This is a genomic window from Agrobacterium sp. CCNWLW32, assembly GCF_037083425.1.
Classification (GTDB): Bacteria; Pseudomonadota; Alphaproteobacteria; order Rhizobiales; family Rhizobiaceae; genus Agrobacterium; species Agrobacterium radiobacter.
This window is the reverse complement of record NZ_JBAOJM010000001.1, coordinates 116,061-138,103: the sequence shown is the minus strand read 5'-3', so window position 1 is coordinate 138,103 and position 22,043 is coordinate 116,061. Positions and strand designations below refer to the sequence as shown.

Here is a 22,043-nt window from a genome sequence, read left to right as displayed (position 1 = left end):
TCGGCAATCAGGATTTGAGGGCGGTTTCCACTGCGGATTTGCCCTTGCGCGCGACTTTGCCGGTCGGCTCGGTATCACGTTTTTCATAACGCACGCCGGTAAACAGCACGACCTTCGCCGGGCCGATCAGCTTTCCGACAACGCCGGCGGGACGCAGGCTTCGTCGGGCGTCGCTGATTGGAATAATCTCTGCCATGCTCATCTCCTCTTCGGGACATGATTGTCAATGTTGCCCATGGGAACCGCGCAAGCCTCATCTTGCGTCGGGAATTTCATCACCATCACATTGCGCATAGGCCAGCCCACAGACTGGTTTTCGCACGATCCAAAAATCCAAAAAGATTCTTATAAGGGGATCGTGCGCAGATTCAGGCTTCGCATGCCATTTTTGCATTTATTCCGTCGATAAGAATAACATGGAATCCTAATACTTCCCATGAAATTACAAACAGACAGAGGTTAATGATCCGTTAACCCTAATTGCCGGGCCGTCACTTATTCCTCCCGGCGCCACACCCCTTGAAAACAAAGGCCATGCGGTAAAGTTCCACGGCATTTCGTCCGTTGTGAAGGTTTTAAAATTTCCTTGTTGATAGAGGCAGATTCCCTCTTGCTACCCCCCATAGTTAACAGGACGTCAACGCATTTGCTCTAATTTGAACCGATATTGTGTTTGCGTTTGTTGGGTAGTGCGTTGACCGACCGGTTTCGAGAACTTGAGAGGCCAAGAGCCGTGAGGAAGAAAGATGTGGTGCTGATGGCCACCGTGACGAATTTCGAGACTGTTTCGCATCCGTCAAAAACGGACCTTCGGCAGTTCGCCGAACTTTTCATGCCGCTTTTCAACGCCTCCACCGACGAAGCCAAACGAGAGGCGATCGCCGCACTCTCGCAGCATCCGAGCGTGCCGTCAGCCGTCGCCTTCTTCATCGCCTGCCAGCCGATTTCGCTTGCAGCGCCCTTTCTCATTTCCTCGAAATGCCTCGATGACGACACGCTGATCACCATTGCCCGCACGCAAGGCGCGGCGCATGCGCGCGCCATCGTTCGGCGCGAGGATCTCTCCCCCACCGTCATCGACGCGCTTGTCGGCCTGCGCCACGCGGAAGATCTGAAACGGCCGGAAGAGGAAAAAGCTCCCGCCGAACCGCAGGTGGCGGCAAGCCCAGAAGAACCGAAAACGGAAGAAAAGACTGACAACATCGCCGCCGCTTCCGCACTCGAAGAAGAAATGCGCCAGCGGATCAAGCAGATGGCGCATCACCTCAACCGCCCGGAAAGCGACGTCCTCGGTCTTCGCCGCCTGAGCGAGGTGCAGGAGGCGCTGCTGGTGCGTTTCGCCCGCGAGCGCAACGCCCGGCAATTCGCGGTGGCGCTGGCGGATTCGCTGTCCTCCAGCTACTGGCTGTCGGAGCGCATCATGCTCGATATATCAGGCGCGCAGCTGGCGACGACGCTCACCGGTCTTGGCATGGAATTTTCCGAGGCGGCCTTCGTGCTGCAATGCTTCTATCCGCATCTCGCCGCCGCCGAAGGCGACATGAGCCGCGCCGAAGCCCTGCTCGATCGCCTCGACATCGTGGAATGCGAAGAGCGGCTGGAAAGCTGGCGGCGTGCCGACAGCTATACGCATGGCCGCGAGCGGCCGAGCCGCAGCGCACCGGCTGTGCAGAGAACTGGCACGCAAGGGTAAGCAAGGCCTGGCCTTGCGTCTTTTGCGACGCGAGGCCCTTCGCGGACCGAAAGCCGGGTCTGCTTTTCCTGCCTCTAGGCCTTGGGCTGGTCCACCAGCGTCAGCAGAGTTCCGATCTCGTCGGTTTCGATCTCCACCACCCAAAGGTCGCTGTCGAAACGCCGTTCCCTTTCCAGAAGAGCGGCACTTTCCTCGCCATCCGCACCCGCAAGACGCGTTTCGAAACGGCGCTCGGCACGGATTTCCTCATCATCGGCGAAACTTTGCGGCGCGGGCCCATAGAGGTTCTCGCGGCCATCGCGCAGACGCTGGCGAACAAAGATCGCCCCCGCCTCCTCCGCCCCCTTCTTTTCGACGGCGGCAAATCCGCCGGCGGCGAAGACGCGGCGGATGAGGGCTGAGACGAACATTTCGGATTTGAGGCGCATGGGGTGCTTTCGATGGAAACGGTGGGGGCTCTCACTGCTGGGTTACGCGGACGAAGGTGCGTGGGGCTTACCCCCCTCTGCCCTGCCGGGCATCTCCCCCTCAAGGGGGGAAGATCGATCCGCGGCAGGCGCTCGCCCACCTCAACGCTTGAGAATGGAGCAGTGAAAGAGCCTCTTGCCGATCTCCCTCCTTGTGGGGGAGATGCCCGGCAGGGCAGAGGGGGTAAAGCCCCACGCACCCTCGGCTGCTGTCAAAACCTCAAAGCGCCCCGATCGACTTCAGCTTCTTCAGCACAACCTCGCTCGGCTCGCCGGTTTCCGGCAGGCGGTAATGTTTCTCAAACGCGCGGATGGCATTGCGGGTCTGCTGGCCGGCAACGCCGTCCACCTTCACATCGGCATAGGCGATATTGATCAGCCCCTGCTGGATCCTGGCGATCAGCTCGCGGTTTGCTGGCTTGGCGGCATTGGCCGAACTGTTGAGGGAGGCCGGTTCGGCCTTCGGGCGCGGCGCTTCCGCCTTGCGGATGGCGGCGGCGACGGGGTCGATCTCGACGCCGCCGGTGCTATCGGCGGGCCGATCCCTGGGGATCGCGGCAACCGTTGCGCCATCGATCCGGAGTGCCGCCAGCACGCGGGTCGTCGGCTCGCCGGTCTGCTCCATGCCGAGCGTTTCTTCGAAGAACATGATGGCGGCGGCGGTGCGTGGACCCATGCGGCCGTCCGCCTCGCCTTCGTAAAGCCCACGTTTCTTCAGTTCGGCCTGAATATCGGCAACGATCTGCTGCGGTTTCTGGCTTTCGGCGGCGGGTTGCGCCGGCGTTTCGGCCGCTGGCTGTTGCGCCGTTTCCGTCTCTGCCGGTCGTTCTATGCGAAAGGTGGTGACGTTGCCGTGCGTGCCGAGCGGCTCGGCCGGGCGATAACCGGCAATGCCGTTCGGGTTTTCCGCATCGCGCGTGCGCAGGAAAGGCGACGGATGCACGCCCGGCTGATACCAGAGCGCATTGGCGGCGACAAAACCGAATACGACCGCGAAGGCGCCGCAGCTGCCGACCATTTTCGGATGGCGCAGGATTTCGCGCCCGATGGCCGAAACCACCAAGGAAACAATCCCGGCGCCAATCTGGGCCGTTGTTTTCTTAGGCGATTTTCGCTTTCGCGGGGCCATCGTCACCATCCTTTTTCATCATTGCGGCCATGTCACCGCGCTGCCGGATGCGCGGCGGAAATTCCACCATGCTTTCGGCTTCGGCACCTTGGCCCTCACCCGCCATGCCGGAACCGTCGGCAGGCAAAGTGATCGTTACGACCGTTCCCTCGCCGGGCTTGCTGGTAATGGCGAAAGTGCCGCCATGCAGTGCCACAAGCCCCTTGACCAGGGACAATCCCAGACCCGTGCCCTCATAGCGACGGGTATATTCATTCTGAACCTGCATGAAGGGCTGGCCCAGGAGTTCAATCTTGTCGGAAGCGATGCCGATGCCGGTATCGCTCACCGTCAGTTTCAGCATCGCGCCCTCACGCGCGGCGTCGATCGACACCACACCACCCGCATCGGTGAATTTTATGGCGTTGCCGGCGAGATTGATGAGAACCTGCCGGATGGCGCGCTGATCGGCCGAGATTTCGCCAATGCCGCGCTGGATGCGGCTGGTTAAAGTCAGGCCTTTTTCCTTCGCCTGCAGGCCGAGCATGGCCTCGCAGGAAGAGATGGTCTCGGCAATCGGGAAGCTTTCCATCATCAGCTCGTAACGGCCGGCTTCCAGCTTGCTCATGTCAAGCATCGTGTTGACGACCGACAGGAGATGGGCGCCGGACTGGCGGATGAGGCCGACATATTCCCGCTGGCGATCGTTCTCCAGCCGGCCGAAATATTCGCCGGCGAGAATATCGGAAAAACCGAGGACGGCATTGAGCGGCGTGCGCAGCTCGTGGCTGACGGCGGCAAGGAAACGCGACTTGGCGTCATTGGCCGATTCCGCCTCCGCCGCCTTGCGGGCGACATCGCGGCGCAGGCGTTCCATCTCGGTAACATCGGAGAGCTGGGCGACGATGCGGCGCAGCCGGCCGCTGGCGCTGCGGATCGCCGTCATCTCTATACGCGCATGCATGAACTGCGCCTGACGCGACTTTGCACCGGTCTCGAAGCGGAGTTCAGCGGTTGCCCTGTCCTCGCCCTGCCGCAGCAGGTCGAAGGCCTGCATCAGCTCGATACGGTCGGAGACATAGACATATTCAACGAGGGCATGGCCCTGGCTGGCCTGTAGATCGGCCGGGAAGGTCGCGAGATCGCGGCCGGAGACGTGTTCGACGAAGCCGGTATCACCGATCATGAGCACGAGGCCCGGCACCTGCGTAGCGGCGATCAGGTCGTTATCGCCAGACGAGGCGGAAAAGGAGGACGCGCCGCGCGCGGGACGGGAAAAGGCGATCAGCAGCGCTGCGGCGGCCAGAAACAGCGCCAGCACCAGAGCGGCGCCGATGGGCAGCGCGATGGCGGGGCTGATGACGAGGCTGAAGAGGGCGGGCACCACGAAAAGACCAACAGTGCTGAAGGCAATCAGCCGGCGCAGGCGCGCAACGGTTCCGGCGCGCCTTTCGGCGTCCTCTTCCATGCGCGCAAGCCATCTGCCTGCGGCATGGTCGACCAATGCGACCGCTTTTTCTCTCATATTACGCAATACCAACACCGAATCCCTGAGGCGGTTCTAACGGCTCCGACAATAGAAGGCGGCGGCTTAAGGAATGGATAAAAAGAATGGCGTCAAAGGCCTGCCAAAGGCGTCGCAGTCCCATTACGGGGCATTTATTCCAAGCTTTGCCAATCATGGTTAATGACGGGTAAGCGACGGATTTCGCTTCATTTTTGCCATCATGTTAACTTTTGTGGCAAGGCGGACCACAGCTTTCGCCCGGAACGCGCGGCCTCTGTCGCAATTATGCTTAACATGGACTGTTAAAATGCGAATGAATTGATGGCGGGCGTCCCGATACGAGGAGAATAGATACAATTTGAATTAAATTGCGTCGCTTTTTGCAATCGGCTGTTCGCCGGTCGCGTGTAGCTTCTTCACAAGCCCGAAAAACGGGACAAAGGCCGATGACCCGGAACCGGGCGGGGCTTTAGAAAACAAAGATCATCTGGCAGGGTAGTCTGACAATGTGGTTTCTGATCAAAGGAACATTCTGGTTTTCACTGGTGCTGGTGGCGCTGTCCTATTTCGGCAGCAGCAACGATCCGACCAAGGAACCTTCGGCATTTGATCTTCCCAGCGCCGTTTCGGCAGCCGGTGAAGCCTATCGTTATGTCAGCGCCATCTGCATCGAAAAGCCCGATGTCTGCGTCAAGGGCGCCGAAACCTTCCATGCGCTCGGTGAACGGGCAAAGGAAGGCGCGAAGGTCGCCTATGAACTGCTGGACAAGCAGCTTGCCTCCGGTGAAAAATCCGCTCCCGCCACTGAAGTCGCAGCGGAGATCGAAAAGCTGGCTGACGCTCCTGTCGTCAGCGTCGAATTTCCCGGCAATACCGACATGCTGAAGACCGGCACCGTCATTCCCCTGCCGCAGAAGCGCCCTGCTCCCTGATCTTGCCAGCCCCTGATCTTGCAAGCCACCGCGCCGCAACTTTTTTGCGGACGGAGATTTCCGTCCGCCGACTGCCTGCCAAACTTGCCCGCGGAAACCTGTTTTCCGTGGGCTTTTTCGTGGCCCATGGTTCAAAACCGGCCGCACTTCGCCTATATCCTAGCAAAGACCTGCAATAACGGATGATACGGCGCACAAATGGCCTCTCTCGAAACGATCCTTGACGATTTCGCTTTCCTCGACGACTGGGAGGACCGCTATCGTTATGTCATCGAACTCGGCAAGGCGCTGCCCGATCTGCCGGAGGACAAGCGCACGGCCGAAAACAAGGTGCATGGCTGCGCCAGCCAGGTCTGGCTCGTCAGCCATAGCGACGGCGCGGAAGACCCCCTGCTGACCTTCGAGGGCGATTCGGATGCGCATATCGTGCGCGGCCTCGTCGCCATCGTGCTCGCCGTCTATTCCGGCAAAAAAGCCTCCCACATCGCCGATCTCGACGCCATCGAGGTGTTCGACAAGATCGGGCTGGTGGAGCATCTGTCGTCGCAGCGCGCCAACGGCCTGCGCTCGATGATCAAGCGTATCCGCGAGGAAGCCCGGCTGCTGGCCGCCTGAGCGCTATCCCGCCGTCACCGCCGTTGTCATCGAAGGGCGATAATCCGCATCGCCCCAATGGTGATTGTTGCCACGGGCGCAAGCGGCTGGCGGCGCATAATGGCGGGCAAGCGCCAGCAGTGCGGCGCGCAGCAGCAGTTTTGCCGAGCGCGCCGGCCATTGCCTCTCCCGCTCCACCGTCTCCAGACCCTTTTCGAAGCAGCAGACATCGATGGCGACGCCCGACAGTTCGGGTCCCATCGCATCCGCCGCGCGGGAAAACCGCACCCGCGCCGCCATCGCCGCCTCGGTAAGATTGAGCAGGCCCCCCGCCTCCCCCTTGGTGCGGCTGGCTACTTTCGGCTCCCATGTCGCCGTCACCTTCGGATTGAGGTGACCGCGATGAAAATCGGCGGCGAGGCGCTCGCCTGCCGCCAAAGCATCTGCCGGGAAAAACACCGTGCCATCCCGCTCCTTCAGCCTTGAAAGGCTGGTCAGCGGTGAGGTGTTGAGGTTGCGACGGGCCGGTTGCTTCGCGTCATCGACATCCACAACAACAGTCTGCATATCCCGATGCTGTTCCTGAAAAACCTCATCGCGGTCTTTTGCCATTGCGCGTTTCAGATAAGAGGCGAGCGGCGGCGCGGCGAAAAGGGTGTTTTCCCGCTGTTCCGCCAGTCCGGAAGAAACGGCAAGCCGCACCGTCGCCGCCGGAAACCGCAGCGGGGGATGCCCAGCGCGCGCCCGGTGCACGACAATATCGCCGCCCTCCTGCGAAATCTCGGCCGCGCCCGCAGCGATGCAACGCAGCAAGCGCAGGAGGTGAGGATTTGAAGAGGCAGCCGGGACGCGTTTCACCTCATTCATCCCGGCCCCCTTTCATCACGTTGAAAATACTGCCGGTGAGCCGCTCGAGCGCGGCGATGAACTCATCGAATGCCGGTTCGTCACGCCGGTCCTCCACCACCTGGCAGGCATGGCCCACCGTCGTCCTGTCCCGGCCGAAGCAGGGCCCGATATCAGTCATGGGAATACCGAGCTGCACATGGCACACATACATGGCGATCTGGCGGATATGGCACTCCGTGCGCCTGATGTCGCGGCGCACCAGCGCTCGGTCACCCGTCAATTGCACCATCTCACCGGTGAGCTGCCGCACCAGACGGCAAAGACGGGGAATCTCATCCCGCCCGGCCGCAGACGGCCAACGACGAAAAGGACGATCACCGACCCGCACGCAAGGCCGCGCGGCGGCAGACAGAAACACAGTATCCGACGGCATATGCAACTCCTCTACGAATAGGAATTAATTCATACACCTGAGAACAGCTATGGGGAAGCGTAAATTTTGCGGAGAAGAATATGCGTTTGATATGGCTATATATTTGCAGAAATGACGAACACAATAAAGGATTTTTTTCCTCAACTGAAATTGCACGCGACAATAAAAAAGCCGGTCTGCGGACCGGCTGAACATTCATGTGAAGGTAGAAAAAGCTTCAGAGCAGCATAGGGAGCGGGCAAGTTCGCCTTGCCGCCTTCTCCCGGGTGGGGAGAAGGTGCGGCAGCGGGTTGAGTGGCGAGGGAAGAACAAGCCCCGCCGACCCGTCGTTACAATCAGCGGCTGGCCTTGCGGCGCTGGCCGAGACCCATTTCCTTGGCGAGCCGCGAACGGGCTTCGGCATAGGCGGGCGCAACCATCGGATAATCGACCGGCAGGTCCCATTTTTCGCGATATTCTTCCGGCGTCATGCTGTGATGCGTCGTGAGATGCCGCTTCAGCGACTTGAACGAGCCGCCGCATTCCAAACAGACGATATGATCGTCCTGAACCGACTTGCGGACAGAGACGGCAGGCTTCTGCTTTTCAACATTGACCGCCACCGATGCCGGTGCCGATGTTCCGCTAAGTGCCGTGTGAACATCCGAAATAAGGCCGGGAAGCTCAGTTACCGGAACGACGTGGTTGCTAACATAGGCAGCCACAATATCCGCAGTCAGTTCGACCAGCAGATCCTGGGCGTTACCGTATGCAGTTTCCGTCATTTAAGTATCTCCTGTTTATTAATCCCCTGAAGCGGGCGAACGCCGCATCGAGCGATGTGAAGTTACCCGGCGCCCCACCTTCGCCTTGTTGAAACCAACATGAAACCTACCCCTAGATTTCGAGCGAAAACCGGAAACGAATTGGTCCGAGATTCAACTTATGGCCCGCGACATGGGCAGCAATGGTCCGACGGGCCATAGATTAGACATTAATAAAATGCCTATGCCGACTATGAAGAGGCTAGATGCAAATCGCGATTAGCAACTTTACACTTAATTTGGATAACAGCAAAACAGCAAAAGTCAAATTCCTAGTGTCAATTTTTCAGTTCAAAACAGTCTAATTGGAATACAAAAAATTACGGGTAATAAAATACTATGCCTAGTAGTAATTGAAAATGAATACCCCCATTTATTAGGGGGATTTTCAACTTCAAATTTTCTTGATGTCATCAACTACCGATTTAACGGCAAGCGGATAACCTGCCTTGTGAGCGGCCATGGCAAGAAGATGTGCAGAGACCGGCGCGGTGAGGACAAAAAAGAAAAAGCCGGCCAGCGCCCGCGCCAGCGTCGGGATTTCCATGGAATGAATGCCGACCGCGAGAAGCAGCAGGCCGGAGCCCACCGTTCCCGCCTTGGAGGCCGCATGCATGCGTGTATAGACATCTGGCAGTCTATTGAGCCCGATTGCCGCGATCAGCGAGAAGATGGCGCCTGAGATCGTCAGCGCCGCAACGAGAATAGCCACGATCCAAGCCATCATCGCCTGCCCTTTCCTTTTTTGCCGTCGGCACCTGTTTCCATTGTTTTTTCAATGACTTCAGATGCCCTCTCACCATCGAGAACCGCCGTCGGCCTGCGCCGTCCATCCGGGCCGCGCGACAGGACGAAGCGGGCAAAGGCCACCGTTGCCAGAAACCCGACCAGCCCGAGCGCAATGGCGATATCGACGTAAAGATTGAAGCCGGTGCGGATGGCGATAACAGCGATAAAGCCGATGGCGATGCCCACCAGCATGTCGAGCGCGACGATGCGGTCCGGCAAGGTGGGGCCGACGACGACGCGATATACTGTCAGCAAAAAGGCGGCCGACAGAACAACCGATGCAAGTATAGTTGCAAATGAAACTGTCTGTTCTGGCGTCATATCTGAAACGCCTCCATGATCTTTCTTTCGAAGCCATTTCTGATGTCGTTTTTCGTGGCTTCGATATCGCTGCAGTCGATCGCGTGCACGTAAAGCGTTTTCCTGTCCGCGGAAACATCGACGGAGAGCGTGCCGGGGGTGAGCGTGATGAGGTTGGCGAGCAGTGTGATCTCGAAATCCGTCGTCACCGTCAGCGGATAGGCGAAAATGCCGGGCTGCACGTCGAGCTTGGGCCGCGTCACCAGCACGGCGACCTTCCAGGCCGAGAGCGCCAGCTCCTTGAAGAACAGCAGCACCAGCGACAAGACGCGGGTAAGCCGCAGCCAGTGGTTACGCCCGCCCGGAAGCTGGTGGCGGATGAGGCCGAGCGCCAGTGTCGAAACGATCAGGGCGAAGATGATGTTCGCCAGGGTGACGCTGCCCGTCACGGCGAGCCATACGGCAACGAACAGCAGTTGCACGAGATAGAGGCTCATGGTTTGCCTCCTTCGGAAAAGACCGACTGGATATAGGCCTGCGGGTTGCCGAGGCCTGCGGCCGCCTGCTGGCTGAGATTGAGCAGGCTTTCCGGAAACAGGCCGAAGAATACCACGAGCAAGGTCAGCCCCACCAGCGGCGCGAAAGACGGAGCCGCCGACGGCGACGCGTGCGGGAAGGAAGGCTGACCGGGGGATGCCGCAGCGGGACGCCAGAAACACAAAAGGAAGATCCGCCCGAAGGCGATCGTGGCGATGAAGCCGGAGGCGAGGATGGCGCCAGCGAGCCACCATGCGCCGATATCGATCGCCGACTTGACCAGCACCGCCTTCGGCCAGAAGCCGGAAAAGGGCGGCAGGCCGGAGCCGGCGAAAAACAATGCCAGCGCCAGCGCCGAAAACCACGGAGCCTGCTGGTAAAGGCCTCTGAGTGAGGTGAGGCTGAAGCTGCCGCCGAGACGGGCGGCATGGCCGGCGGCGAGATAAAGCGCCGTCATCAGCACCATGGAATGCAGCGCGTAGAAAATGGCGCCTGTGACACCGGATGGCGTGCCGATGGCGATGCCGGCCATCATGTAACCGATGCCTGATATGACGATGTAACCGAGCATGCGGCGGATATCGTTCTGGGCGAGCGCGCCCATGGCCCCAAGCACCATGGTGAGCGCGGCGGAGATGGCGATGACGATGCTGAGTTCTTCCCGCTCGACCGGAAACAGCATGACCATGACCCGCAGCAGCGAATAGATGCCGACCTTGGTGAGCAATCCGCCGAAAAGCGCGGAAACGACGATGCGCGGCGTGTGATAGGAGGCCGGCAGCCAGAAATTCACCGGGAAGGCCGCGGCCTTCATGGCGAAGGCGAGCGTAAAGAGGCTCGCAAGCGTCATCAGCGGCGCGGTCTCCCGCAGAGCTGTCGCCTTCTGCGCGATATCGGCCATGTTGAGCGTGCCGAAGATGGCGTAGAGATACCCGACCGTGATCAAAAACAGCGTCGTGCCGATGAGGTTCAGAATGGCGTATTTCAGCGCGCCGTCGATCTGCTCGCGCGTCGAACCGAGCACGATCAGGCCGAAGGACGAGATCAGCAGCACTTCGAACCAGACATAGAGGTTAAAGATGTCGCCGGTCAGGAACGCGCCGGTGACGCCGGCCATCAGCAGCAGCAGGAAGGGATAAAAACCGTAGCGCCTGCCGCCGGCGTCGATATCCGCGCCGGCATGGATGGCGCCCGCCAATGCGACGATGGCGGCCGCAAGCGACAGCAGCGCCCCCGTCAGGTCGGCGGTAAAGGCGATGCCGAAGGGCGGCAGCCAGCGGCCCATCACCATTGTGAACGGGCCTTCAGTGGCGACCTTCCATAAAAGTGCTGCATCGAGCAGGACCAGCAGGAAAAGCGCCGCGATGGCAACGGTCGCGTGATGGCGGATGGCATGGCGCATCATCATCAGCACCGCGCCTGCGCCGATGCAGAGCGCGATGGGGAGAATGATCAGCCAGTCGGCAAGAGGCACAGGCGTCGTGACGAGCGCTGCCGAGAGATCAGTGACTGCTGTTGTGGTGGTGGATGCCATGTTGTCTCAGCCTCGCCGCTCAATAACCGAGCGGCGGCAAGGGCTCGCCTGCGGGTTCTGCGGTGCGCATCTCGTCCGTGTCGTCGGTCTGCAGTTCCTGAAACGCACGCCAGGTCAGCACCAGAAGGAAACAGAAGAAGGAAAAGGAAATGACGATTGCCGTGAGAATGAGCGCCTGCGGCAAAGGATTGGCCGCCCCTGCGGGCAGCGTGTCCATGCCGGGCGGAATGATCGGTGGCACCTCGCGCGTCAGCCGGCCGGCGGTGAACAGCAGGAGGTTCACCGCATTGCCGAGAATGGCGATGCCGAGCAGCATGCGGATGCTGTGGCGCGACAGCATGAGATAGATCGCCACCGAAAAGAAGATGCCGACGAGAATCGAGAAGACCGCTTCCATCAGTCGCTTTCCCTTTCTTCCAGCGCCAGCGCAATGGAGGTGATGGCGCCGACCACCACGAGATAGACACCGATATCGAAGGACATGACGGTGGAGAGCGGCATTTCGACACCGAACAGGCTCGGATAGACCCAGAGCCCGGTCATGAACGGCACGCCGGCGGCCATCGAGACGAGGCCGGAAAGCATGGATAGCAGCAGCCCCGCCCCGGCAATCGACAGGGGATGAAACATGATGGCGCGCCTGACTGCCGTGACGCCATAAGCGATGCCGTAGATCGCCAGCGCCGAGACCGCGATCAATCCGCCGATGAAACCGCCGCCCGGCTCGTTATGGCCGCGCAGCAGCACGAAGATGGAAAACAGCACCATGAGGCTGGTGACGACAGGAGTGACGGTGCGCAGAATGAGCGTGTTCATGCCCGCGCTCCTTTCTTCTTCGCGGTTTTGGCCGGTCCCTTGACCGCGGCGGCCGGACGGATGCGGATCAGCGCGAGGATGGCAAGACCCGTTATCATCACGACAGCGATTTCGCCGAGCGTATCCGTGCCGCGGAAATCAACGATGATGACGTTAACCACATTGGCGCCGTGGGCGATGACCTTGGAATAGGTGTTGTAGAAGTCCGTCAGGCGGTTGTCGAAGCTCGCCTGCGTCGCGCGCATCAGGAACAGGGCAAAGCCGGTTCCGCAGGCAATGGCGATGGTGCTGTCGAGCAGCTTCTGGCCAAGGCCGCGATGATCTGACGGTGACAGGCGAAGCCTTGTCATCACCAGCGTCAGAATGACCACCGACAGCGTCTCGACCATGAATTGCGTGAACGACAGATCGGGCGCGCCGAACAGCAGGAAGATGACCGCCACCGCAAAGCCCTGAATGCCGAGCGCGATGATCGCAGTCAGCCGGCTCGACGCCGTCAGGACAGCGACAAGGCCCGCCACGGCGATGGCGATGAAGGTCAGCTCATGGACCGGCATGTCACGCGGCCATGACGGCATGGACGGCAATTCGCCATAGAGGAACAGGGGCACCAGCAGCACGGCGGCGATGACGGCGAAGGTGGCGGTGACGTAGAACTCCAGCCGGCCGGGCTGAATGAGCCGGGTAACGTGGAACGAGACTTTCACCAGCATTTCGATGAAGACGTCAAAGCCCCTGTCAGGCCCGGCCCCCAGCGCCGTGAAGGTGCGGGCCATCAGGCTGCGGACAGCGGAAAGCTGCGTATAGAGGACGATACCGAGCGCAATGGTGAGCAGCGACAGGCCGAGCGGCACGCCCATATGGGGAATGAGCGAGATTTCCACCGGGCGCGCCTCGCCGGCGATGGCGCTCGCCATGGGTGTCGAAATGTAGAAATGCGCAATGCCGGAAAAGAGAGCGATCGTCAGCCCCTTCAGAGCCAGCAGCGCCGGACCGAGCCACAGCAGCAGCGGACCTTCATGCGCGTGTTTCGGCGTTTTCACCGGCTTGCCGAGGAAGGGTTTCAGCCCCACGGCAAAGGCGACGGCGAACATCAGCCCGTTGCCGAGGATGGCGATGCCGGTGAACAGCACGGCACGCGGGTTGCCATGCGCCAGCGCATAATAAATCTCCTCCTTGGCGAGAAAACCGAAAAAGGGCGGCAGGCCGGCCATGGAAATCGCAGCCGCCAGCGCTGCCACAAAGGTGATGGGCATGGCTTTTCGCAAGCCGCCGAGCTTCGTTATGTCGCGGGTGCCGGTCTCATGGTCGATGATGCCGGCGACCATGAAGAGCGCGCCCTTAAACAGCGAATGCGCCACCAGATAAAGCGCGGCCGCCTCTATGGCATGGTCAGAGCCAAAACCCGTCAGCATGACCAGCAGGCCGAGCGACGACACCGTCGTATAGGCAAGCATCAGCTTGAGATCGGTCTGGCGCACGGCGAGAAGTGCGCCGGTGAGCATGGTCAGCCCGCCGAAGAAGGGCAGCAGGATCTGCCAGGCGGCGGTATCACCGAGCACCGGATTGAGGCGCATCAGCAGATAGACGCCGGCCTTCACCATGGTTGCCGAATGCAGATAGGCGGAGACTGGAGTTGGCGCTTCCATGGCGTTGGGCAGCCAGAAATGGAAGGGAAACTGCGCCGATTTGGTAAAGGCGCCGCCGAGAACCAGAAGCAGCGCGGCCAGATAAAACGGGCTGTCACGCAATATATCGCCGCCGCGCACCAGCATCGACAATTGCGTGATGCCGCTTATATCCCAGATGAAGATCAGCCCGGCGAGCAACAGAAGGCCGCCACCGCCCGTCACCACCAGCGCCTGCAGCGCGGCACGGCGCGAAGCTGCGCGCTCATGGTCGAAGCCGATCAGCAGGAAGGAGGTGATCGAGGTGAGTTCCCAGAAGACGAACAACATCAGCAGGCTGTCGGAAACGACGACGCCGAGCATCGCTCCCATGAACAGAAGCAGGAAGGACAGGAAACGGCCCTGCTGCGGATGGCCTTTCATATAACCGCCCGCATAAAGCACGATCAGCAGCCCGATGCCGGTGATGAGCAGCGCAAAGGTGAGCGACAGGCCGTCGATGAACCAGGAGAAGCTGAGATTGAAGCTCGGCACCCAGGCATAACCGCCGGTCACCACGCCGCCTGCCGCGATCTCGGGCAGCATCAGCGCAAAATGCACGAAGGCGAGAGCCGGCGCGATCGCCAGAACCCATGCCGCATTGTGACCGAACCTTTTCACCAGGGCCGGCGCGGCAAGCGCTGCCAGAAACGGCAGAAACAGCGACAGGAATGTCAGCGGCGTGACATCTGATGTCATTCACATCTCCCGGGATGTCCCCCATCCCTGCGCGCCACTGAATGGCGTTCTTCTTTCAAATCGGCTTTTCAGTTAAGGCATAGACACGGGCATCTCAACCCAAATCGGTACGCCCGGCCCATAACGAACGCGTTATGACGCCCATCCCCTTTCAATCCGCCTCAGTGATGATTATTTGAGGCGGGAACAGAAAGGATCATTCCATGAGCGATCTGACATCCCCCAAATTGACCAAGACCGATGCCGAGTGGCGTGAGCAGCTGACGCCGGAGCAATATCGCATCCTGCGCGAACACGGCACCGAGCGCGCCTTCACCGGTCCCTATTGGGATACATTCCAGAAAGGCCTCTACCGCTGTGCGGCCTGTGACGAGCCGCTGTTCCTCTCGGATACGAAATTCGATGCCGGCTGCGGCTGGCCGAGCTATTTCGAGCCGGTGAAGCCCGGCGCGGTGACGGAACATCGCGACGCGAGCCACGGCATGGTGCGCACGGAAATCCGCTGCGCCAATTGTGGCGGCCACCTCGGCCACGTCTTCCCGGACGGCCCGCCGCCCACCGGTCTGCGTTATTGCATCAATGGCCATTCGATGGTGTTCGAGCCGGTCTGATAAAGCTCAGGGTGAAAGGCCGGCTGCCCTTGCCGGCCTTTCACCCTGAAAAGGCTGTCTCGACAGCCGGACCGGAGAGTGAGATCATCGCCGTCTCATTCCTTCCGGATCACCGCCATGACACTCGAAACCATCCTCATTTTCATTCCCGCCTGTTTTGCCCTGAACATGGCTTTCGGGCCGAACAATCTGCTGTCAATGACAGTGGGTGCGCGCTACGGCATGGCGACGGCGGTAATGGCGGCAAGCGGCAGGCTGGTCGCTTTCGCGGGCATGATCGCGATTGCAGCACTGGGCCTCGGCGCACTTTTGATGGCCTCCGAGATGATGTTCTCGCTGATCAAATGGATCGGTGTTCTTTATCTGCTGTGGATCGGCTTCAAACTCATCCGCTCAAAGGCTGAGGTTACCGCCCCTGACGTATCCTCGGGCAACGGCAATGTTCTCAAAACCTATCTGCGGCAGGAGTTTTTCGTCGCCTCCGGCAACCCCAAGGCTATTTTGATCTTCACGGCCTTTTTCCCGCAATTCATCCAGCAGGACGCCTATTGGCAGAGTTTCGCCACGCTTGGCGTGATTTTCCTGCTGCTCGAGGTGGTGGCGATTGCCGTTTATGCCTTTGTCGGTTCACGACTGTCCGGTCTCATGCGCAATGCGCGCGCCTTGAAGCGCGTCAACCAGATCAGCGGTTCCATGATGATGGCCTTTGGTGTCATGCTCGCTTTCGCCCGGCGTCCGGCCTGAAGGGAAACCGCCTAGCCTGCTAGCCTAGTTTCAGCTCCATGCAGGTCAGGTCCAGCCAGCGGCCGAACTTGGTGCCGACTTCCGAAAACCGGCCGACGACCCTGAAACCAAGGCTTTCATGCAGGCGGATGGAGGCGATGTTTTCCGCCTCGATGGCGGCGATCAGCACATGCACGTCGTTGCCCGCGGCATGATCGATCAACGCCTGCATCAGCTTTTTGCCGATGCCGTGGCCGCGCGCATCCTTTTGCACATAGACCGAATGTTCGCGGGTATGGCGATATCCGTCGAAAGCGCGCCAGTCGCCATAGGAGGCGTAGCCTGCGACCTTGCCGTCGAGGATTGCGACGATGACGGGAAAGCCGCGCGACTTGCGGGCGGCGAACCATTCCTTGCGGTTCTCCAGATCGACCAGCACGTCATTCCAGATCGCCGTCGTATTCAGCACCGCGTCGTTATAAATCTCCATGATGCCGGAGAGATCGTCCACCGTCGCATCGCGCAGTTCCACCGTCATTTTATCCTTCGCCCTCGTCGTTCCCGAAAGCGTCACTGCCTGACGCGATCCCCACGACCCTTAAGCGATGAGGTGGCGCAATGTCCAGCGCCTCGCTCGCCTGTCGAAAACGTGGGCTTCAGGATGCCAGCGGAACGAGGCTGAACGAGGTGACCACGGCGAAATAGTGAACCGCGGCGGCGGAAACCACGAAACCATGCCAGATGGCATTCTGGAACCGCAACTTTTCCCAGACATGGAAGATGACGCCGAGCGAATAGATGACGCCGCCGGCAACGATGAGCCAGAGCGTGACCGGCGAAAGGTGTGTCGACAGGGGCTCGACCACCATGATGCCGCTCCAGCCCATGGCGAGATAAAGGCCGATGGCGACCCGGTCGTAACGGCCGGGAAACAGGCATTTGAGCAGGATGCCGCAGAGTGCCGCAAGCCAGATCAACCCCAGCATGACGGCAATCAGCGGATCGTCGATACCGCGCATCAGAAAGGGCGTATAGGTGGCGGCGATGAGGATGAAGATCGCCGAATGATCCAGCCGGCGCAGGAACCATTTCACCCTGGAGTGCGGCCAGATATTATAGGTGAAGGAGACGGAAAGACAGGCGACAAGGCCGAGACCGTAAATCCACGCGGCGGCGATCGCGCTGAGGCTGCCCCACGCCATCGCGTAAAAAATCAGCGCCGTCGCGCCGATAAGCGCAAACACGATGCCGACCCCATGGACGATGCCATCGGCGACAATCTCGTGAAAATCATACTGGCGCCCGAACCGCCACATCTCGCTCATGGTCCATTCCCGTCTGCGTGCTTTCATCAAAGCATGGAGCCAATATTAGACAGGAACAAGACAGCGGCCGGTTAACGGCAATCAAATTGCGTTCGAGACTGTTGCGAAAAGAGAGGTCCGCCGTTTCCCTCATTCCTGCGCTTTCACAGGAATCCAGCCGACGCGTGTCTGCGCGGCGAAAGGACTCTTCTCAGCCCAAGGACTTGGTCTGGCTGGATCCCTGTGACAAGCACAGGGATGAGGGTGAGAAAGGGCGGACGCAACATGTCACCACGAAAATATTTCACAAAGCTGCGGCGCATTCCTGGCAAAACGGCGTATAGGGCACCGCCTTCAGCCGATCCTCCGAAATCTTCTTGCCGCATTTGACGCAGGTGCCGAAGGTGCCGCTCGCGATGCGGTCGAGTGCTGCGTCGATGGCGCGCAACTCGTCCTGCCCCACCTGCCCCAGCTCGTCCAGCACCTCGTCATTGCTGCGTTCACTGGCGCGATCCTCGTCATCGGGATTGCGAGGCTCTTCGAAATCGGCCTCAATCTTGTGCAGGCGGCGATAAAGCTCGCGCTGGCGGTCACGCAGGATTTTCTCGTAAGTTTCGACATTCATGGTCTTTTCCTCCAGCCGGCGCGGGCGGAAAACCCGCCCGCAACCCAAAAACGTCAAGCCTTTATCGATCCACCAGCACCGAGCATTTGGCGTGGCGCACGACGCGGTCGGCGGTGGCGCCGATGAAATAATTGCTGAAATCAGGCGTGTGCGACGCGATGATGATGAGGTCAGCCTTGTGTTCCTCGGCGGCGGCGATGATCTCGCGCGCGGGTGCGCCGCTTCTGATTTCCTGGCTGCCCTTGAAACCGGCCCTGGTCTTGAGGTCCGAAAGCTTGGTCTTGGCGTCCTTGATGGCGTTTTCGATCAGGTCGACAGGCAGATCGATCGCCATATAGCCCGGCAGTTCCTCGACAACGTTGATGAGAACGATCTCGCCGTCCGGATCCAGCAGCGCCTTGGCCTTTTCGAGAATCTTTTCCCCCTTGTCGGTGGCGCTGAGGTCTACCGGTACGATGATCTTCTTGTACATGGCTGTCTCCTTTGGCTTGATCCGCCGTTTGGCGTGTCGGGCTAGACTTATATTTCCCCGCCCGCGCAGCCTTCACCTTGATCGAAGTCAAAGCCGGAGCCGGGCCCGAACGGGGCATTGTCAACGAATAGTAGACAGTCAATCGCCAGACGGTGATCTTTGCTGAACGACGAAACCAGCCCATATTCGCCTTCGACAAACGCCGCAAAGCGGCGTCGGCCGATAATTTCGGCGACCGATCCGCCCCGGGGCGCTTCGGATTCAATATGGAGATCATGATGAGTGAAATCAAACAATTCGCCCTGACGCGGCCGGCCTATGTCGGCCAGGCGCATCTCGTCGTTCACGATCTGCCGCGCGTTTCGGATTTCTACCAGAAGATCATCGGCCTTTCCGTTCTTGAAAAGAACCCTAGCGGCGAAGTGCTTGGTGTCGGCGGCCAGCCGCTTCTCACGCTTTCCACCTCCAGCATGGCGGAACGCGCGCCGCGCAATGCCGCAGGCCTGTTCCACACGGCCTTCCTGATGCCGAGCCGGAACGACCTGGCCCATTGGCTGGCGCATGCCGCCCATAACAATATCCAGTTTCAGGGCGCATCCGACCATCTGGTGAGCGAGGCGATCTATCTCGCCGACCCGGAAGGCAACGGCATCGAGGTCTATCGCGACCGTTCGCCGGATGAATGGACCTACCAGCCTGATGGCACCGTTGAGATGGCCACGCTCGGCCTCAACCTGCAGGCGCTTTATGACAGCGCGCCGAAGACCGCATTCACCGGTGCGGCGGAGGGAACCGCCATCGGCCATATCCATCTGCAGGTCGGCAATATTCCGCAGGCGGATGAGTTTTATCAGGATGTGCTGGGGCTGAAGATCATGGCGCGGTATCCGGGTGCGAGTTTCTTCGGCTCCGGGGCCTACCACCACCATGTGGCCGCCAATATCTGGAACAGCCGCGGTGCCGTGGCCCGCAAGGACAACATGACCGGCCTTTCCGGCTATTCGCTGAAATTCAACGAGCAGGCGGCGCTCGACACGGCTGTTGCCGCACTCGACCGGCTGGAAATCGCCACCGAAAGGCAAAGCGACGGTATCGTCCTCAGAGACCCTTGGGGAATTGGGCTAAAGCTTTCCGCATAAAGCAAAAAGGGGCGGCAGAAATTTCTGCCGCCCCGGAACCGCCACATTTTTCGAACGTTTGTCACCTTATTGGGGGACCGTTCGATGAATGAAAATGCCAGGCCGGAGAAGACCGGCAGCTTGGTCAGCACCGGGGCAAACGCCGGCGCCACCGCCGGAAGCATTCCGGCAACTAGAGCGGACCCGCTGGAAGTACCGGCTTCCGCCCCACGCCGTGACGACGCGCGCAGCCAGCAGCCACTCGGCCGCGAAGCGCTGGATGTGGTCGTCGCCTGGTCGGTGATCGGCATCTTCCTCATCATGCTGATGGCGGTCATCCACGAGTTGTCGCTCATCCTCATTCCGGTGGTGATGGCCATCGTGGTCGGCATGATCCTCGGCATCGCCGCTGAAAAACTCGGCTCCTACGGCATTCCCGGTTTCGGCGTTGCGCTTATCCTGTCGAGCCTCGTGGCGGCGGTGATGTTTTTCGTCATCAATTCGCTGACCGAGCCGCTCTCGCTCCTCGCTTCCGAAGGCCCGGCGCTGATTGAACGCAGCATCGATCGTTTCCTGCCCTATCTGCAAAGCCTGCGATGGCTGAATATTTCGGCGGCCAGTTTCAGCATGGGGTCAATGTCGATGGAATCGCTGATTTCGCGCAGCGGCGAGATCATCTCCGTGCTCGGCTCCAACATCACCCCCGCGGTCATTCAGGGCCTGATCTTCCTCGCTGCGCTGCTGATGTTTCTCTATAGCCGGCTGCGGCTGCGCAAGGCGATCATCATGGCCTTTCCGGCCCGCCACCAGCGGCTTCGCACCATCCGCATCATCGGCTCGGTGGAAGAGGTGCTCGGCACCTATTTCGCCACGGCGGCGCTGATCTATGCCGGGCTTGGCGTGACGATGGTGGTCATCGCCTATTTTGGCGGGCTGGCCATGCCGCTGCTCTGGGGGCTGTTTGCCTTCCTCTCCAGCTTCGTGCCGTTTCTCGGCATCACCGCCATGACGATTTCGCTGACGGTGGCAGGCATCATCACCCATGACAACATCGTCCTGGCGCTTCTGCCGGCGGCGATCTTCTTCACCATTCACCTGCTGATGGAAAACCTCGCCTTTCCGGCGGTCGTTGGCCGCAACATGGAGATCAACCCCTTCCTCGTCTTCGTGATGATCATCTTCTGGACGTGGATGTGGGGGGCGGCCGGCGCCATGCTCGCCCTGCCGCTGTCGCTGATCGCGATGACGGTGACGCGGGAGCTATTCCCCTCGCGCCGGGTTGTGCCAAACTTGCCTGCCTAGCCTTTTCCGAAAGGCGCATCAGGGCCGCTCAGGAAGCGAGCGGCATACCTTCGCGGGTTGCCATGCGGCGCTCGTGCTCGATCAGCCATTTCTTGCGCCACAGCCCGCCGCCATAACCGGTCAGGCTGCCATCCGCGCCCAGCACCCGATGGCACGGGACGACGATGGCGATCTGGTTGGCGCCATTGGCGCGGGCCACCGCGCGCACGGCGGACGGCCTTTCCATGGTGGTTGCAAGCGAGGAATAGCTGACGATCTCCCCCGCCGGAATTTCCCGCAGGCTGCGCCAGACATCGCGCTCGAAGGGCGTGCCGTGGCCGGCAAGCCGGGTTTCGAAGGCGGCCGAGCGGCCGGCGAAATAAGCCTTGAGCTCCGCTTCGATCTGGCCGGTCACCGCCGTACGGCCGAGCACCATATCCGCGCCGGTACGCGTCTTCAGCCGCTTCAGCTCGGCGGGAAGCGCCGGCCGGTCGGCGAATTCGAGGAGATGCAGGGCGTGATCGTCGGCGACGACGAGCATCGGGCCGATCGGCGTATCGATCCAGTCGCCCTTCAGGAACCCCTTGCCCTTCATGGCCATGGGTGAAGCGCCGAAGAACTGGTTGATGGCGGCGCGGAAACCGCTGCCGGAATCGTAACCGGCATCGATCTGTGCACCGATCACCGCTTCGCCGGCAGCAATGCTCTCCGCCGCATCGCCCAGCCGGCGCAATCTCGCGATTTCCAGGAAGCTCATGCCGAAACGGCGCTTGAAAGTGCGGCGCACGGTGGAAGGATCATGGCCGAGCGCCACCACATCCTCCTCGCGCCAGCGCCGCGCCGGTTCGTTTTCCAGCGCCGTCAGCAGCGAGGTGACGGTCTCATCGGCGGTGCCGTAGGACAACATCGGCTTGCAGCGTTTGCAGGGGCGGAAACCCGCCTCCAGGCATTCGGCGATGGTCTCGCGGAACCGGCAGTTCTCGATCTTCGGTTTGCGCGCCGTGCAGGTGAAACGACAGAAGATCTTCGTCGAGGTCACGCAGACATAGGCCACGCCCTCATAGGCGGGGTCCTTGTTCACAAGGGCTGAATACAGGGTTTCGGTGTCGGGGCGTTTGAACAGCATCATGGGGAGGATGCTAGCGCAAATTTAAGCGGCATGCCGCCGAAAAACGGGCGTG

General features: G+C 60.4%; 26 protein-coding genes. 7 read left to right on the top strand and 19 right to left on the bottom strand.

Features of this window, described 5'->3' with window-relative positions:
- Nucleotides 1-7: 7 nt before the first annotated feature.
- On the bottom strand, nucleotides 8-196 hold the full coding sequence (locus V6R85_RS00730; protein WP_003509245.1) for a hypothetical protein: 189 nt from the start codon (nucleotides 194-196) through the stop codon (nucleotides 8-10).
- 561 nt (nucleotides 197-757) lie between these two features.
- Here V6R85_RS00730 and V6R85_RS00725 point away from each other — a divergent pair.
- Nucleotides 758-1,693 carry a DUF2336 domain-containing protein gene (locus V6R85_RS00725; RefSeq protein WP_210303433.1) on the top strand — a complete coding sequence of 312 codons (936 nt, stop codon included), beginning with the start codon at nucleotides 758-760 and terminating at the stop codon, nucleotides 1,691-1,693.
- A 74-nt stretch (nucleotides 1,694-1,767) separates the two neighbouring features.
- Here V6R85_RS00725 and V6R85_RS00720 read toward each other — a convergent pair whose 3' ends face one another.
- From V6R85_RS00720 to V6R85_RS00710, 3 genes are all read right to left on the bottom strand, one after another.
- Nucleotides 1,768-2,121 carry a DUF1491 family protein gene (locus V6R85_RS00720; RefSeq protein ID WP_003509247.1) on the bottom strand — a complete coding sequence of 118 codons (354 nt, stop codon included), beginning with the start codon at nucleotides 2,119-2,121 and terminating at the stop codon, nucleotides 1,768-1,770.
- 259 nt (nucleotides 2,122-2,380) lie between these two features.
- Nucleotides 2,381-3,289, bottom strand: a complete 909-nt coding sequence (locus tag V6R85_RS00715; RefSeq protein WP_031233927.1) for a peptidoglycan-binding domain-containing protein — start codon at nucleotides 3,287-3,289, stop codon at nucleotides 2,381-2,383.
- Entirely contained in the window at nucleotides 3,261-4,793 is a 1,533-nt protein-coding gene (locus V6R85_RS00710; protein WP_111835012.1) for a sensor histidine kinase, read from the bottom strand. Before V6R85_RS00710 ends, V6R85_RS00715 begins: the two co-directional genes overlap by 29 nt.
- Before the next feature lie 488 nt (nucleotides 4,794-5,281).
- Between V6R85_RS00710 and V6R85_RS00705 the strand changes: the two genes are divergently transcribed.
- Both V6R85_RS00705 and V6R85_RS00700 read left to right on the top strand, forming a co-directional pair.
- Nucleotides 5,282-5,707 carry a DUF5330 domain-containing protein gene (locus tag V6R85_RS00705; protein ID WP_336376936.1) on the top strand — a complete coding sequence of 142 codons (426 nt, stop codon included), beginning with the start codon at nucleotides 5,282-5,284 and terminating at the stop codon, nucleotides 5,705-5,707.
- A gap of 198 nt (nucleotides 5,708-5,905) precedes the next feature.
- Nucleotides 5,906-6,322, top strand: a complete 417-nt coding sequence (locus tag V6R85_RS00700) for a SufE family protein (protein WP_087743595.1) — start codon at nucleotides 5,906-5,908, stop codon at nucleotides 6,320-6,322.
- Between the two features lie 3 nt (nucleotides 6,323-6,325).
- Here V6R85_RS00700 and V6R85_RS00695 read toward each other — a convergent pair whose 3' ends face one another.
- The 10 genes from V6R85_RS00695 to V6R85_RS00650 form a co-directional block, all read right to left on the bottom strand.
- Nucleotides 6,326-7,168: a DUF6456 domain-containing protein gene (locus tag V6R85_RS00695; protein WP_111835013.1), complete on the bottom strand. Its 843-nt coding sequence runs from the start codon at nucleotides 7,166-7,168 to the stop codon at nucleotides 6,326-6,328.
- Complete coding sequence (locus V6R85_RS00690; protein ID WP_111835014.1) at nucleotides 7,161-7,583, bottom strand: helix-turn-helix domain-containing protein; 423 nt, start codon at nucleotides 7,581-7,583, stop codon at nucleotides 7,161-7,163. Before V6R85_RS00690 ends, V6R85_RS00695 begins: the two co-directional genes overlap by 8 nt.
- Before the next feature lie 335 nt (nucleotides 7,584-7,918).
- A complete protein-coding gene (gene ros, locus V6R85_RS00685; RefSeq protein ID WP_003509257.1) occupies nucleotides 7,919-8,347 on the bottom strand; it encodes a MucR family transcriptional regulator Ros in 429 nt (142 codons plus the stop codon).
- Nucleotides 8,348-8,780: 433 nt separating this feature from the next.
- Nucleotides 8,781-9,113, bottom strand: coding sequence for a monovalent cation/H(+) antiporter subunit G (mnhG, locus tag V6R85_RS00680; RefSeq protein ID WP_020812975.1), 333 nt, complete (start codon nucleotides 9,111-9,113; stop codon nucleotides 8,781-8,783).
- Nucleotides 9,110-9,496 carry a cation:proton antiporter gene (locus V6R85_RS00675; protein ID WP_111835015.1) on the bottom strand — a complete coding sequence of 129 codons (387 nt, stop codon included), beginning with the start codon at nucleotides 9,494-9,496 and terminating at the stop codon, nucleotides 9,110-9,112. Before V6R85_RS00675 ends, mnhG begins: the two co-directional genes overlap by 4 nt.
- Nucleotides 9,493-9,972 carry a Na+/H+ antiporter subunit E gene (locus V6R85_RS00670; RefSeq protein ID WP_020812977.1) on the bottom strand — a complete coding sequence of 160 codons (480 nt, stop codon included), beginning with the start codon at nucleotides 9,970-9,972 and terminating at the stop codon, nucleotides 9,493-9,495. Before V6R85_RS00670 ends, V6R85_RS00675 begins: the two co-directional genes overlap by 4 nt.
- Nucleotides 9,969-11,546, bottom strand: coding sequence for a Na+/H+ antiporter subunit D (locus V6R85_RS00665; protein WP_111835016.1), 1,578 nt, complete (start codon nucleotides 11,544-11,546; stop codon nucleotides 9,969-9,971). The genes V6R85_RS00670 and V6R85_RS00665 overlap by 4 nt, the downstream gene beginning before the upstream one ends.
- A gap of 19 nt (nucleotides 11,547-11,565) precedes the next feature.
- Nucleotides 11,566-11,943, bottom strand: a complete 378-nt coding sequence (locus V6R85_RS00660; RefSeq protein WP_003509263.1) for a Na+/H+ antiporter subunit C — start codon at nucleotides 11,941-11,943, stop codon at nucleotides 11,566-11,568.
- Entirely contained in the window at nucleotides 11,943-12,362 is a 420-nt protein-coding gene (locus V6R85_RS00655) for a Na(+)/H(+) antiporter subunit B (RefSeq protein WP_003509264.1), read from the bottom strand. The genes V6R85_RS00660 and V6R85_RS00655 overlap by 1 nt, the downstream gene beginning before the upstream one ends.
- Nucleotides 12,359-14,728, bottom strand: a complete 2,370-nt coding sequence (locus tag V6R85_RS00650; protein WP_111835017.1) for a putative monovalent cation/H+ antiporter subunit A — start codon at nucleotides 14,726-14,728, stop codon at nucleotides 12,359-12,361. Before V6R85_RS00650 ends, V6R85_RS00655 begins: the two co-directional genes overlap by 4 nt.
- 203 nt (nucleotides 14,729-14,931) lie before the next feature.
- Between V6R85_RS00650 and msrB the strand changes: the two genes are divergently transcribed.
- Both msrB and V6R85_RS00640 read left to right on the top strand, forming a co-directional pair.
- Nucleotides 14,932-15,339 (top strand): peptide-methionine (R)-S-oxide reductase MsrB, encoded by a 408-nt coding sequence (gene msrB / locus V6R85_RS00645; protein WP_003509266.1) that lies wholly within the window; start codon nucleotides 14,932-14,934, stop codon nucleotides 15,337-15,339.
- Nucleotides 15,340-15,456: 117 nt separating this feature from the next.
- Nucleotides 15,457-16,083, top strand: a complete 627-nt coding sequence (locus V6R85_RS00640; protein WP_003509272.1) for a LysE family translocator — start codon at nucleotides 15,457-15,459, stop codon at nucleotides 16,081-16,083.
- A gap of 19 nt (nucleotides 16,084-16,102) precedes the next feature.
- Here V6R85_RS00640 and V6R85_RS00635 read toward each other — a convergent pair whose 3' ends face one another.
- The 4 genes from V6R85_RS00635 to V6R85_RS00620 all read right to left on the bottom strand — a co-directional run bounded on the left by V6R85_RS00635 (nucleotide 16,103) and on the right by V6R85_RS00620 (nucleotide 18,463).
- Nucleotides 16,103-16,600 (bottom strand): GNAT family N-acetyltransferase, encoded by a 498-nt coding sequence (locus V6R85_RS00635; protein ID WP_087743582.1) that lies wholly within the window; start codon nucleotides 16,598-16,600, stop codon nucleotides 16,103-16,105.
- Nucleotides 16,601-16,718: 118 nt separating this feature from the next.
- Nucleotides 16,719-17,387: a PAQR family membrane homeostasis protein TrhA gene (trhA, locus tag V6R85_RS00630; RefSeq protein WP_003509275.1), complete on the bottom strand. Its 669-nt coding sequence runs from the start codon at nucleotides 17,385-17,387 to the stop codon at nucleotides 16,719-16,721.
- Nucleotides 17,388-17,670: 283 nt separating this feature from the next.
- Nucleotides 17,671-17,991, bottom strand: a complete 321-nt coding sequence (locus V6R85_RS00625) for a TraR/DksA family transcriptional regulator (protein ID WP_003509276.1) — start codon at nucleotides 17,989-17,991, stop codon at nucleotides 17,671-17,673.
- 61 nt (nucleotides 17,992-18,052) lie between these two features.
- Nucleotides 18,053-18,463: a universal stress protein gene (locus V6R85_RS00620; protein ID WP_003509277.1), complete on the bottom strand. Its 411-nt coding sequence runs from the start codon at nucleotides 18,461-18,463 to the stop codon at nucleotides 18,053-18,055.
- Nucleotides 18,464-18,741: 278 nt separating this feature from the next.
- Here V6R85_RS00620 and V6R85_RS00615 point away from each other — a divergent pair, with 278 nt between their 5' ends.
- Nucleotides 18,742-19,602, top strand: coding sequence for a VOC family protein (locus V6R85_RS00615; RefSeq protein ID WP_111835021.1), 861 nt, complete (start codon nucleotides 18,742-18,744; stop codon nucleotides 19,600-19,602).
- Between the two features lie 84 nt (nucleotides 19,603-19,686).
- Nucleotides 19,687-20,883 (top strand): AI-2E family transporter, encoded by a 1,197-nt coding sequence (locus tag V6R85_RS00610; RefSeq protein ID WP_080865999.1) that lies wholly within the window; start codon nucleotides 19,687-19,689, stop codon nucleotides 20,881-20,883.
- Nucleotides 20,884-20,911: 28 nt separating this feature from the next.
- Here V6R85_RS00610 and V6R85_RS00605 read toward each other — a convergent pair whose 3' ends face one another.
- Nucleotides 20,912-21,991: a bifunctional transcriptional activator/DNA repair enzyme AdaA gene (locus V6R85_RS00605; RefSeq protein WP_111835018.1), complete on the bottom strand. Its 1,080-nt coding sequence runs from the start codon at nucleotides 21,989-21,991 to the stop codon at nucleotides 20,912-20,914.
- Nucleotides 21,992-22,043 lie beyond the last annotated feature (52 nt).